This is a genomic window from Methanobrevibacter sp. (assembly GCF_045539575.1).
Lineage (GTDB): Archaea > Methanobacteriota > Methanobacteria > Methanobacteriales > Methanobacteriaceae > Methanocatella.
In genome coordinates, this window is sequence record NZ_JAZQFM010000011.1 from 13,575 (window position 1) to 26,054 (window position 12,480).

14 protein-coding genes are annotated in these 12,480 nt (G+C 35.7%); 2 read left to right on the forward strand and 12 right to left on the reverse strand.

Annotated features, from left to right (window positions below):
- Nucleotides 1-334: 334 nt before the first annotated feature.
- Nucleotides 335-928, reverse strand: a complete 594-nt coding sequence (locus ACKI30_RS01070; RefSeq protein WP_407409139.1) for an Hsp20/alpha crystallin family protein — start codon at nucleotides 926-928, stop codon at nucleotides 335-337.
- A 403-nt stretch (nucleotides 929-1,331) separates the two neighbouring features.
- Here ACKI30_RS01070 and ACKI30_RS01075 point away from each other — a divergent pair, with 403 nt between their 5' ends.
- Nucleotides 1,332-1,610, forward strand: coding sequence for a hypothetical protein (locus ACKI30_RS01075; protein WP_407409141.1), 279 nt, complete (start codon nucleotides 1,332-1,334; stop codon nucleotides 1,608-1,610).
- 163 nt (nucleotides 1,611-1,773) lie between these two features.
- Here the strand turns inward: ACKI30_RS01075 and ACKI30_RS01080 are convergent, their stop codons facing one another.
- From ACKI30_RS01080 to ACKI30_RS01115, 8 genes are all read right to left on the reverse strand, one after another.
- The gene (locus ACKI30_RS01080; RefSeq protein ID WP_407409143.1) at nucleotides 1,774-1,962 is read right to left on the reverse strand and encodes a hypothetical protein; all 189 of its coding nucleotides are present in this window, start codon (nucleotides 1,960-1,962) and stop codon (nucleotides 1,774-1,776) included.
- Between the two features lie 241 nt (nucleotides 1,963-2,203).
- The gene (locus tag ACKI30_RS01085) at nucleotides 2,204-3,931 is read right to left on the reverse strand and encodes an MATE family efflux transporter (protein WP_407409145.1); all 1,728 of its coding nucleotides are present in this window, start codon (nucleotides 3,929-3,931) and stop codon (nucleotides 2,204-2,206) included.
- Nucleotides 3,932-4,010: 79 nt separating this feature from the next.
- Nucleotides 4,011-4,166, reverse strand: a complete 156-nt coding sequence (locus ACKI30_RS01090; RefSeq protein WP_407409147.1) for a hypothetical protein — start codon at nucleotides 4,164-4,166, stop codon at nucleotides 4,011-4,013.
- A 160-nt stretch (nucleotides 4,167-4,326) separates the two neighbouring features.
- Complete coding sequence (locus ACKI30_RS01095) at nucleotides 4,327-5,550, reverse strand: nucleotide sugar dehydrogenase (protein ID WP_407409149.1); 1,224 nt, start codon at nucleotides 5,548-5,550, stop codon at nucleotides 4,327-4,329.
- A gap of 52 nt (nucleotides 5,551-5,602) precedes the next feature.
- Nucleotides 5,603-6,643, reverse strand: a complete 1,041-nt coding sequence (locus ACKI30_RS01100) for an NOG1 family protein (RefSeq protein ID WP_407409151.1) — start codon at nucleotides 6,641-6,643, stop codon at nucleotides 5,603-5,605.
- Between the two features lie 9 nt (nucleotides 6,644-6,652).
- Entirely contained in the window at nucleotides 6,653-7,210 is a 558-nt protein-coding gene (locus ACKI30_RS01105; RefSeq protein ID WP_407409153.1) for a TIGR00296 family protein, read from the reverse strand.
- Nucleotides 7,210-8,580, reverse strand: coding sequence for a TldD/PmbA family protein (locus ACKI30_RS01110; RefSeq protein WP_407409154.1), 1,371 nt, complete (start codon nucleotides 8,578-8,580; stop codon nucleotides 7,210-7,212). Before ACKI30_RS01110 ends, ACKI30_RS01105 begins: the two co-directional genes overlap by 1 nt.
- Nucleotides 8,581-8,710: 130 nt before the next feature.
- Entirely contained in the window at nucleotides 8,711-9,145 is a 435-nt protein-coding gene (locus ACKI30_RS01115) for a hypothetical protein (protein WP_407409155.1), read from the reverse strand.
- Nucleotides 9,146-9,258: 113 nt separating this feature from the next.
- Between ACKI30_RS01115 and ACKI30_RS01120 the strand changes: the two genes are divergently transcribed.
- A complete protein-coding gene (locus tag ACKI30_RS01120; protein WP_407409157.1) occupies nucleotides 9,259-10,461 on the forward strand; it encodes a GMC family oxidoreductase N-terminal domain-containing protein in 1,203 nt (400 codons plus the stop codon).
- Nucleotides 10,462-10,465: 4 nt separating this feature from the next.
- On the opposite strand, the gene pyrI is transcribed toward ACKI30_RS01120, so the two are convergent.
- From pyrI to argC, 3 genes are read right to left on the reverse strand one after another with little or no spacing between them, the layout of a single operon-like run.
- The gene (gene pyrI, locus ACKI30_RS01125) at nucleotides 10,466-10,945 is read right to left on the reverse strand and encodes an aspartate carbamoyltransferase regulatory subunit (protein ID WP_407409158.1); all 480 of its coding nucleotides are present in this window, start codon (nucleotides 10,943-10,945) and stop codon (nucleotides 10,466-10,468) included.
- Nucleotides 10,946-10,950: 5 nt separating this feature from the next.
- A complete protein-coding gene (locus tag ACKI30_RS01130; protein ID WP_407409159.1) occupies nucleotides 10,951-11,445 on the reverse strand; it encodes a flavodoxin family protein in 495 nt (164 codons plus the stop codon).
- Between the two features lie 9 nt (nucleotides 11,446-11,454).
- A complete protein-coding gene (gene argC / locus ACKI30_RS01135; RefSeq protein WP_407409160.1) occupies nucleotides 11,455-12,477 on the reverse strand; it encodes an N-acetyl-gamma-glutamyl-phosphate reductase in 1,023 nt (340 codons plus the stop codon).
- Nucleotides 12,478-12,480: the final 3 nt, after the last annotated feature.

Here is a 12,480-nt window from a genome sequence, read left to right on the forward strand (position 1 = left end):
GATAGTATTAATGTTTTCCTGTTAGTCATTGTAGCTTCTCCAAGTTTTTGGCATTATTTTTAGTAAGTGCTTTGTCAGTTATTTAGTTTTTTGCCATTTTTTTATTATTTATGTTAATTTTGGTTTGTTTTTAAATTTAAATGTTATTATCCATTTTTGCATTGAAAAAATAATGAAAATAATAATTATTTAAAAATAAAAAAATAATCTATGAGTATGCTTAATTTGGAAAAATAAATATGAAACAATTGGGAAAATTACAAAATAAGAAAAATTAAGAACTTATCGATTTAATGATAAATCCTTTTAAAAAAGAGAAAAAGTGTGGAAAAATCTATTCCACATTTACTTTATGTTTTGGTATGATTAGTTTTGGAAGTGTTATGACAACAGTTCCGTTTTTGAATTTAGCTTTGATGTTTTCGATATCAATGCTGTTTTCAAATCTGACTGTTTTTACACATCTGCCTGATTTAATAGCGGAAACGATTACTTCAGCTTCGTCCTCTTCATCGAACTCTTCGATGTAAGGGGTGAAAGTGGTTTCAATAGTAATGTCATTGTCGCCAGCTTCGATTAAGATGTCTTCTTTGTTGACACCTGGTACTGCTGCTTTGATGTAGTAAACATCACTGGTTTCTACTAAATCGATGTCTAAAGTTTGAACAGTTGATTTTTTGTAATCTTGATATCTTTGATCAGCATTTTTTTGCATGTTTTTGATGTTTTCTTTGAAATCATCAATGCTTTTGTATAAATCGTTGATAACATTGTCAGCAAGATTTTTGCCTTTTTCTTTTTTATCTTCGATTTTTTCTTTGGTTTCTTCTTTTAAATCGTCGAATTCTTCTTTTTTGTCTTCGACTTTTTCATCAAATTCTTCTTTTTTATCAGAAATTTTGGTTTCGATTGTATCTGAATCTACCATATTTTTCACACTCCTTTTAAGGATTTTTGTATGATTGTATTTTATTTACTTTTTGTTAGTATATAAACTTATCGATTAAATTTACTAAAAGTTACTAAAAAGTAATTCTTTTTATATTTTATTTTATATTGTTGTGGTGCTTTATTTGAAGAATTTTGGAGGTTATTTTCTTAGTTGACATAGTGCTGTTTGATTGGAGTGAAATTAAACAAACTCCGTTTTCATATTCTTTAATTTTTTTAAGGTACTTTTGAATAGTGTTAATGAAATTAAAGAAAACTTGAACTTATTTTTCATAATGTTAAATTTATTTGTCATATTTATTGTTTTTGAATATTTTTTCTGAATTTTTTTCAAAACATATATATGCATCTAAAAAAAGAGTATATTTGGAGGTGAAAATATGGACAAAAAGACAATAGCAATTATTGCAGTAATCGCAGTGTTAATTGTTGCAATTGGTGCAGGCGTATTCCTCACTCAAAATAAGAATGTAAAACCTGCAGACACTAATAAAGTAGCTAATACATCTAACAATGCTGTTAACACAACTCCTGCTGCTAATGCAACACAAAATACTACTTCAAATGCACCAGGTCCTAATGATTATTATATCGATGAAGATGGTGAAAGAGAATATTATTATGATGATTACAATGACAATGATGGACCTTACGACTAATTGTGGTGATTAAGTTCTATCATTTACTATTTTTTTATTTTTTGATTCTCAATGTAAAAATAATAAACGGTTCAATGTTTTTTTTAAGATTTTTTTTTAAAATTAATAAGGGGATGTTAATATAGCCATCCCCATTCATTGTTTTTCATGAAGTAATTCGGAATTAAAATATTTGGGTTTTAAATTTAAAGAAGTCGTTTTTCCAGTTTATTCCGTGTTTTACTTCCTGAATTTTAACGTCAAATGATTTTTTTTCGCAGTATTGATCATTGAATATTTTTTGTTTTTTAATTCCTTCATTTGAATTTTGCATACTGTTAAGTCCTGTGTTAATTAAATTTTTTAAGTTCATATTATCACCAGTTACTTTGAATTTAATCCCTTATTTTTTTATCAGTTCATTTCATTGTTTATTTCTATATCAAACATTATTTATAAAGTTTTTCGAATGTAAGCACTCACTTGCATCTTTAAACTTAAAAAAACAGTAGTAAATTCAATTAAATTAATATCTGGTAGTTTAAATTAGTTTAAATATTAAAAATAAAATTTTAATAAAAAAGAAAATTGGGTGGATTATTGAAATTTTATGATTACTTGTTGATGGTTATGACTGTATTATTTAAACCTAATATCTGGGAATAGTCTATATTGTCTGAAATGGAGCGCAGCATTCTGATATTGTCTGAATCCAAGTTAGGATCTTCTTCGGGATTGTATCCTTTTCCGGAATACTTTATTGAAATGATTGTGGATTCGTCGTTGTCCCTGATGATTATGTCAATCCAGTCCAGTTTATCATTTATGTCCATAATGTAAACGGTTATCTCTTCAACCGCTAAACTAACAAAAGTGTAGGATTTGCTTTTCGGCAGGAATTCCTGAATCTGTCTTGACAGGTAGACTCCCTCATTTTCATTGCCCTCAATTGTATATTCCATCATCTTCTCATTTGCGTCATTTTGTTTTTTCAGGAATAATCCGGAGTATTCTCCGTCAGTCTTTTTGTTAATGTATCTTGAGTATAGGTAAATGAATATCAGTGTAACTACTTCTGTAAGCACGAATGCAAACCATATTCCGTTTTCATTTCTGGCGGTTGAGAAAATGAACACGAATGCCACTGGCAATATCAGTCCGTTTAATAGTGTGACAATGTTTGCAATTTTATTGTTTTGTATTGACTGGAGATAGAAAATATATAAGAAGTTTATTGAATAGGCCAATATGCATAATGAGAAAATTCTGACTGCGTTCATCACGACTGGAATGTCTGACGGATTTTTTACAGAGAATACGAACAGTATGGATTGAGGGAATATTGTAAAGAGCAACATGAAAACTATTCCGAATAATACTGTAATCTTCAACGAGTTTCTTGCAACATATTCTACGCCGTTATAATCTTTTTCCTGGAAATAAACAGTTACAATAGGTAAAATGGACTGTGCCGTACCGAATATGAATATGCTTACCAGCAATTGTACATTACAGCACATATTGTATGCGACCAGTCCTACATTTGTTAAAGCTCCAAGAATCAGGAAATTAACAATAATCAGTTTCACTGACTGATATAGTGCGACGGAAGATGCGGAAAATCCTGTTTTACAGATGTTCAAGAGATCCTTCACTGATTCGCCAATATCAATTTTAACAAGTTTTAGTGTGCGCTTTGAGTCAAAAATATATTTGGAAAGGTATACTGTTGCTACGACATATCCCAATGTAGTGCTTAATGCGGCACCGCTCACTCCCAGATTAGTATATTTTATGAGGACAATGTCAAACACCACATTTAATATGTTGGCCATAAGAAACGCCCTGAACTGCAGCTGGACAAAGTTATCTGTTTTAGCGAAGTATGCCAGAACAATAAAAAAACACATTATTGGTATTGTAATGAGATACTGCATATAATATCCGCTAACCAGCGGTCTTAGCTGACTGGAATTGCATAATGCCTGCAGGAAGATGTCTGGAAACAGCAGTCCCAATACGGTAACTAAAAGTGAGATAATTAGTATGCTTATAAGTGACAACGTGAATATCTGATTTGCTTTTTTCTCCTTGAAATTTGCCTTTGCACTGGTTGCAAGTATAGTTCCTCCAAATCCTATCATCCAATAAATTACATTGGCAAACTGGGCTAACGGCTCTATACTTTGAATGACTGACAGATTCATCGGACCTAACAGCGCACTGATTATGAGTCCGTCAGCTATAAGCGCAAAATTACCGGCTATTGCAGCAAGCAATGTCGGAAAGAACAATTCTCTGAACTTTGAATTTAACAGATTATAACTTCTTTCATATGTCATTTTTTTCACTATTGTCTTTTAAAGCAATTATGTGTAAAATGTAAAAATTAGATATAATTTTTAAGTGTTTCAATATCACTCAAGGCTTTGATCTCATTGCATGGTACATACCGAATACGGCTACTATGAATGATGCGACAGCCCCAAATGTAATTTTTTGATTAAATACCACAAGGAAAATTGTAATAATCAGGAATAATATCCCTGCAATCAGACTCCAATGCCAGTTCTCCATTTTTTCCCCTCCATGACTTTTACAATTATTTATATAAATTTAATTATATTTAATGATTATTTTAATATTTGGTTGATTTGCATGTTATTGTTCAAATCATGTTAAAAAAAGGAAAATAAAAAAAAGTTAGTGTTTAAGTAATTAAACACCAGTAAATTATTTAATCTCTTCTAAAGAGGTCTCTTGTGTAAACCTTATCTGCAACATCGCCAAGAATGTCTGAATCAAAACGGTTTGCAAGGATTACATCACTTTCTGACTTGAAGCGGTCAATGTCATTTACCACTTCGGATTTGAAGAATTCGCTTCCGTCATCCAATGTAGGTTCGTAGATGATAATCGGAATTCCTTCAGCTTTGATACGTTTCATTACACCCTGGATAGCGGATGCTCTGAAATTGTCACTGTTACTCTTCATGGTTAGTCTGTAGACACCGACGGTTTTAGGGTTTCTTGATATGATTTGGCTTGCAATGAACTCCTTACGCACGTCATTGGAATTTACAACAGCCTTGATCATGGTCTGAGGAACGTCCTTGTAGTTTGCAAGCAGCTGTTTTGTATCTTTAGGCAGGCAGTATCCTCCATATCCGAATGACGGGTTATTGTAGTGTCCGCCGATACGTGGATCCATACATACTCCGTCAATAATCATCTGGGTGTCAAGGCCTTTGGTCTGTGCGTAGGTGTCAAGCTCATTGAAGTAGCTGACCCTTACTGCAAGATATGTGTTTGCGAAAAGCTTGATTGCTTCTGCTTCTGTTAGGTGAGCCAGTAATATTGGAATGTCCTGTTCAGCCAAACCTGCTCTTTTTTCCTCTAACCTTGCACCTTCCAAAAGAAGGTCTGCAAACATCTGTCCTTCCTCTTTTTGGTCGTCATCGCATCCGACAACTATACGGCTCGGATGGAGATTGTCGTAAAGCGCTTTGGACTCACGAAGGAATTCCGGTGAGAATATGATGTTTTTTATTCCGTATTTTTCACGCACTGATTCGGTATATCCTACAGGTATTGTTGATTTGATAACCATCAAGACATCCGGATTGACCTTAAGTGTCCATTCTATTGCATCTTCAACAGCGGATGTGTCAAAGAAATGATTTACGTCATCGTAATTTGTTGGTGTAGCTATAATGACAAGCTCAGCGCTCTTGTAGGCTGCTTCCTTGTCGGTAGTTGTGTGGAGATTCAGTTCTCTTTCTCCATTGCGCACTTCTTCAAAGAATCTTTCTATTTCATCGTCTTGTATTGGACTTATGAACTTGTTTAACATTTCCGCTTTGGATTCGGTTGTTGTAATTGCTGTAACTTCATGTTTTTGTGCGAGAAGAACTGCAAGGGAAAGCCCCACATATCCTACACCTGCAACTGTAATTTTCATTTTTTAATTTCTCCTTTCATACATTTTTTATTTTAATTAATATTCAATTAGCTTAATAGTACTCATCATCGTCGTCATCGTATTCTTCTTCAGCTTCAAAGCTGCGGTCTATTTTTTTGATGGTGTCAATTTTCTTGTTGATTATGTCAATACCTTCCCCTTCAATCGCTGAGATGAAAATTGCATTTTCCTCATCGTCAATATATTCGTTGAGATATTCCCTGTCTTCAATGAGGTCCATCTTGTTGAACAGATAAACTATCGGAATTTCAGAAAATATCTTTTCGATTTGCTTTAGGAGATTGTACTGATTGTCCAAGTGGAATCCGCAGGTTTCGGATGCATCAAAAATAAACAGGATTGCATCGGCCAGGTGTTCCAGCGCTACAATCGCATTCATCTCAATGTCGTTCATTTCCAAAACAGGTCTGTCCAAAAGCCCTGGAGTGTCGATAATCTGAACGTTTTGCCAGTGTCTTTCGGTGTGACCGATTTGGATACCTTTTGTTGTAAACGGATAGTTTGCAACCTGAGGGTCCGCTCCGGTAATCTGTTTTAGAAGTGTTGATTTACCTACGTTAGGAAAACCCGCAATAACAATGGTTTTTGCATCAAAATCGATTGTAGGCATGTTTCTGAGGTTCTGCTTTGCAAAATCCAAAAAGTCCAAATCCTTTTTGATCTTGTTTACGACAGAGGAAATCCTACCGTATGCCTGTTTTTGAATAGCTGTAGCCTTTTCAGACGGATTTTTCCTAATTTTGGAACCGTATTCCTTTTCAAGTTGGGTAATAATCCCATAAGCCCAATTCAAAGCTCCGAGGGATTGTTTTAAATCATCCACTCCGACTGTAATGTCTATGTAATCCTGATAAAACGGATGCATGCTTTCAATTTCAGGAACTGCATCAATGATTGATTTTAGTTTGTCTTTAATGACCTGACAGGAGGTCACCACTCTTCTCTCTTCAATCCTTTTACCTTTCAGGTGTTTAGGTATCTTTTGGGACCTCATGAGGTCTGCTTGTTTTTTACCACGGCTGAATCCTTTGTCCAATATCTCTTCAGGCGTAGGTATTGTTGGAATCATCATCTTAATCACTTATTTAAATATTTGTCCTTGGAATTTGTACACGTCACAGCTTTCATCCATCCAGCTGTCCGCACTGATTCCCGCTTTCATGCAGGTATGTTCTAAAAATTCTTCAATGCCGAATGCATTTTCTGTTGCTACTTGCGGAAGCAATAGTCCTCTTGAATATCCTTTCTGAATGATTAAACCGTCAACACCAATTTCAATTTCATCAAAGTATTGGTCCGGATGGGCCACAACAATCATTTCAGGTTTTGTAAGGACTGTAACTTCAAAGTCAAGATTTTCAAATTCGTCTTCTGTAACTGCATTAAATCTTGGATCGTTGAATGCGGCCGCTAATGCAACTTCGATTGTTGCGGTTATTGCAGGTTCAATTGGTTCTGCATATCCGATGCAGCCTCTCAACATGTTATTTTCATTTAATGTAACGAATACGCCTAATTTTTCATCCAATTCGATTGGATAATCACTTGGAACCTCTAATTTCTTTCCGGTTGCTAAATAATATACGATAGCTTCTTTTGCAAGTTCCAATAAATAATTTCCAGCTCTCTCACTAATCATTATCCCATTCCTCCGACTAATGCATTTAATATTCTTGTGTGAGGTCCGCCGTCTCCTACAGGAACTGTCTGACCGTCTTTTCCACAGAATCCTACGCTAAGTTTGAAGTCATTTCCAATTGCATCAATATTTTTTAGGGTTTCAAGGATATTTCCGGAAAGTGAAACGTCCCTTACAGGTGTTTTCAGCTCACCGTTTTCAATAAGATATCCTTCAGCTGCGTTAAACTGGAAAATTCCTTTACCTGTATCCACTTGCCCTCCTCTTGAACCTTTGAGGTATATTCCGTTTGGAATATCTTCAAGCAACTCTTCAAAGGTATTGTCTCCAGGCTGGAGGTAAGTGTTACTCATCCTGACAATTGGCTTGTCTGCAATAAGTGATCTTGCATTTCCGGATGATTGCATGCCAAGTTGTGATGCTGTTTCCCTTGAATTTAAAAGGGATATCAGTTTTCCGTCTTTTACCAATTGATTAGGTTTGGTTTTAATTCCTTCAACGTCATATGGGAAATATCCGAATCCGTCCTTGCGGCTTGCGTCATCAAAGATATTGACAATGTCTGATGCGATTTGCTCACCAATCTTGTCTTTGAGGATGGAATCGTTCTGCAGGATTAAGTCTCCTTCTGTAGCGTGTCCCAATGCCTCGTGGATTAAAACGCCTGTTAGTTCAGGGTCTGCCACTACTGTAAACTGTCCGGAAGGTGCAGGTTTTGCATCAAGCAATCTTACGGCCTTTTCACCTATTTTTCTTCCAAACTCTTCAATGTCAGCATCGCCAATCACTTCAAATCCTTTCACTCCACCAAGGCTGCCGTGACCAAATTGAATAATCTCGCCGTCAGTTGCAGATGCATTCAATGCCATTCTGACTCTTGATGTTTTAACCTGGATTTCTGAGCCTTCACTGTTCATGAACAGCTCTTTCACTTCGCTGTCTGAATATCCTGCTGTGGTACTGTTTACCTTATCAATTGAAGCAGCATCGCTTGCATCTTTCATGATCTCTTTTTTCTCATCAATTGATATGTCCTTGAAAGGTATTTTCACATCCACTGCTATGTTGTCCTTAACGACGTCGCTTTCACTTAGTTTGACGTCTCCTTTAAGTGATTCGGATAGTTTGATAGCGGTTTCGGTTATCTCATTAATTTTTGATAAGTCTGTTGTATATGCAAAACCCCATGCTCCGTTATTTAACACTCTGATTCTTGCTCCTAAACTCATTCCAGTGTTAATTTCATCTACGTCTCCATCTTTCATTACTATGGAAGTATTTTCACCAATTCCGGAGCGGATATCTATGTAATCTACTTTGGGGGTTGTTTTTTCAATAACTTTTTCGAATAAATCAATATATTCTTCCATTTAAATCCCTCAAACTTTTATTAATGTAATATATATTGTTTTTAATGTTAATAAAAGTTTTTTTCAGCGATGATTTTGTGTGGTAAAATTAAAAAAAGAAAAATAAATAATGTTGGGATATAACATTATTTTATAATGTGGATGGGTCTTCTGGAGTTAATTTGTTTAACTTGTTTACTTCTTCCAGTGCGTTATAGAATTTGTCAAGCTGGGAGTCGGTAAAATTGCCCTGTGTAGAAATTTCTATGACAAATTGTTCACCATTGATTGTCACAAGTTCGTTAATTCCAGATATATCGTTAACACCGTCGGTAAAAGTATATGTGTTATTGATTTTTCCAGCAGCAACAGTGTGTTTTACTGCGGTGTCGTTTGTGAAATAATCTTTTAAGTCGGTGTCGTTGTATATGTCTATGTCTATGCCATCCGCTTCATTGCTGTAACTTCCGTCACCTAAATCCTTAAAGGTATTTGGTACTTGAATTTCAGGCAATGCTGCAGCGGATACTATTCCTATTGCGCAGATTAAAAGTAAAGCTGCAATCAAAATTTTTGAGAATTTCATTTTATCACCAATATAATATATTTTTGGCATGCCTAAATAAATTTGTCGATTGTTGCCAAGTTTTTTATATTAAAAGCAAGTTATATAACAAGTGATATAATTTTGGTGAGAATATGATTTGCATTGTTGGGACCGGTGCTGGCGGAGGGATTCTAGCTCGTGAACTGGCTAAAAACGGTCAAAAAGTAATAATTTTAGAAAAAGGCCCTTATATAGATACTAAGGATGCCCTTAACTGTTATGATAAATATGATTCAAGCGTTGATTTGCTGTCAACAACCTGTGTAGGAGGTTCTACAGCGGTATCAATGGCAAATATGGTAAGGGCACTTGATGAGGAACTCCACGAATACGGCATCGATTTGACAAATGAATATGAATATGTGGAAGACCTTGTGGGTGTTCATGAACTTGATGATTCACACATAGGCAAAGGAACCCAGCTATTTTTGGATGCCGCTTCCGAATTGGGTCTTGAAGTATGCAAAATGCCTAAGGCAATCCGTGAAGAGGACTGCATTCAGTGCGGAAGGTGTGCATTCGGATGTCCTGTAGATGCAAAATGGACTGGAAAGGATTTTGTTGATGAGGCTGTCGAAGCGGGTGCAGAATTAATCACCGATGCAGAAGTAATCGAAGTAATCAGTAATTCTGGCTCATGCGGCGTTAAATATGTCAAAGACGGGGAGGAAAATATTCTTGAAGCGGACAAGGTCGTTTTGTGTGCCGGTGCAATAAGCACTGCTGTGATTTTGAAAAATTCAGGAATAGATGCTGCAGGTGAAGAGCTGTTCTTTGATCCTTTCGTCAGTGTCGGAGGATACCTCAAGGACGTTAAATTCAACACTGAAGTTCAGATGGCAGGATTGGTTGTGGGTAAAAACTTCGTATTATCTCCTCACTTTTCATCATTTATCAGGGCAAACATTCCATATGGGGATGTTGAGGATACTGATATTCTTTCAATCATGGTTAAAACACCTGATGAGTCTGTAGGTAGTGTGGACAGCGAAGGCAATGTCACAAAAACAAATACAATCACTGATATAAGATATCTTGCAGAAGGGGTAGCTACTGCAGGTTTCATTTTAGAAAAAGCCGGAGTTGACCCGAAAACTATAGGTTCAACAGTATACCGCGGTGCGCATCCTGGAGGAACTGCGCCTATCGGAAAAATTGTAAACAGTAATTTGGAAACAGAAATAGATAATTTGTTTGTATGTGATGCAAGCGTATTGCCAATATCACCTGGAAAACCACCAATATTAACAATACTTGCATTATCTAAAAGATTAGCAGATTATTTAAAAAATTAGAAGATTATTCGAATTGTTTTTCGATATCTTCTGTTTTTATTAATTTTTCACAGTAATGACACCTGACGACAGGAGGATAATCCTGGATAACATTAAAAATTGGTGTTATAGGTTCATTTTCATAATTTGTAATGCATTTAGGATTTGTACATTTCAAAATTGAAGTGATCTTGTCAGGCAACACGCTTTTGTATTTTTTAACAGGCTCAAAATTCCTGATAATGTTTATTGTAGCTTGAGGAGCAATTAAAGCTATTTGATTTAACTCCTGATAATCAAGTTCCCTGTTTTCAATTTTTAAAATGTCTTTTCTTCCCATTTCACCAGAAGAAACGTTCATAGCTATTGTGACGTTTTGTGTTTCACTGTCAGGAAGACCTAAAACTTTTAAAATGTATATTGCCTTGTTTGCAGTGATGTGGTCAATTACTGTACCGTTTTCAATAGCCTTGATTTTTAGTTCTGATTTGTCTTTCTTGGTCATTCAAACTACCTTCTATACATCATCAAATCTTTCATTTCAATAATCGCTTCAGTGTCGGAGATTAATTTTTCAGGACTTTTGTTTTTGGTTGCAATGGTAAAGCTTTCAATTACACGTGCTCCACGCATTTTAACCTTTTCTTCAAGCCTTTCGATATTTGCGTCCCCACGGTTTGAATCCATGGTGGCAAATAAGACAACGTCCTTTCCTCTTAAATTGCATCTGTCAATCATAGTCAATATTGCAGGTGTCGGATTTCCTGACCATGTAGGTGTTCCAAAGTAAATTGTATCATATGGTGTCAAATCAACACTCTCAGGGGCAATTTCTGTTTTGCTTTCTCTAAACGCACTTATTGAAGATAATAATCTATTTGCAAATCCTTCACGATTTTTTAAGTCTTGAATTCTAAGAAGGTATGCACCTAATTTTTTAGCTAGTGTTCTAGCCACCAAATCGGTTGTTCCTCCCTGTGAATAATAAATTATTAAAGTTGTCATTGTACTCTCCTAAGGGTGAAGACCAAAGTGAGTTAATCCTGCGGTCTCATCAATGCCAAGGATAATGTTCATGTTCTGTATAGCTTGGCCTGATGCACCTTTAACAAGATTATCTATTGCTGAAAGCATCACTACTCTTCCGGTTTCATCTATTTCAAATCCACCGATATGTACAAAGTTAGATCCTCTAACAGCACTTAAATGAGGTATTTCGCCTTCATCCATAAGTTTTATGAAGAATTCTTCACCGTATTCCTTTATGTAAAGTTCTCTAATTTCTTCTGGGGTAATATCTATATTTTCATCATTTAAAAAGCTATGGCTTGTGGTTTGGATTCCGCGAATCACTGGTACCAGGTGTGGGGTGAATGATACTTTAACATCTTCAAATCCATGCAATTCCTGTTGGATTTCAGACATGTGTCTGTGTGAGGATATCTTGTATGGATTGACGTTATCTGCAATGTTAGGGTAATGTGTAGTTGCAGATGCTTTGACTCCAGCACCGCTGACTCCAGTTTTGGAATCGATAATTATCCTATCCACTAAATTGTTTTTAACCAATGGATATGAGGATAGAATTGCTCCTGTTGGGAAACATCCTGGGTTTGCAACGAGGTTTGCCTTTTTGATTTCATCCCTGTACAATTCCGGAAGTCCGAACGCACCTTTGTTTTCCTTGTCGGTGTGTTCCATTCCATACCATTTTTCGTATACTGCAGTGTCCCTGTATCTGTAATCTCCACTTAAGTCAACTACTTTCATTCCGGTTTCTAAAAGTTCAGGAACGATTTTCATTGATGCTCCGTGTGGAGTTGCGGTAAATGCAACGTCTACGTCAAGTTCGGATGGACTTTTATTTGAAAATTCAAGTCCGGAATCTCTTATGTGTGGGTGAATCTTATGTGCTGGCATTCCATCATACTGTCTTGAGGTGATATCGGTCACTTCAACTTCAGGATGGTTTAAAAGCATTCTTAAAAGTTCTCCACCAGTATATCCGCTTGCTCCTATTATAGCTACTTTAAACATATT